Origin of the sequence: Massilia sp. CT11-108 (assembly GCF_047302915.1) — a bacterium.
Taxonomy (GTDB): Bacteria; Pseudomonadota; Gammaproteobacteria; order Burkholderiales; family Burkholderiaceae_D; genus Telluria; species Telluria orientalis.
In genome coordinates, this window is the sequence record NZ_JBKYMO010001476.1 from 1 (window position 1) to 279 (window position 279).

Annotated in this window: 1 pseudogene; it reads left to right on the plus strand. The window is 75.6% G+C overall.

The features are described 5' to 3' along the window. A pseudogene (locus tag ACEN88_RS35340) lies at positions 1-279 on the plus strand (hypothetical protein); the annotation flags it as partial.

Here is a 279-nt window from a genome sequence, read left to right on the forward strand (position 1 = left end):
ACCTGGCGGCAGGCGGCACCCGCTGGCGCTACGACGGTGCCCTGCTGCGCCGCGACGGCACGCCGCAACCGGCCTGCCCCGACACGCGCTTCGCGGATGCGTGGAACCGGATCGCCCCGCACGCGCTGGCGTTCGGCCGCCCGCTCGTCTTCGGCGGCAACCTCGACTGCGGCAACCGCATCGCGATCGCGGGCCTGCCCCTGCACGCCGGCGGCATCGCGCGCAACGACGACGGTTTCCTGCTGGGCGCCGCACCCGCCGTGCCACTGCTGCTGGAAG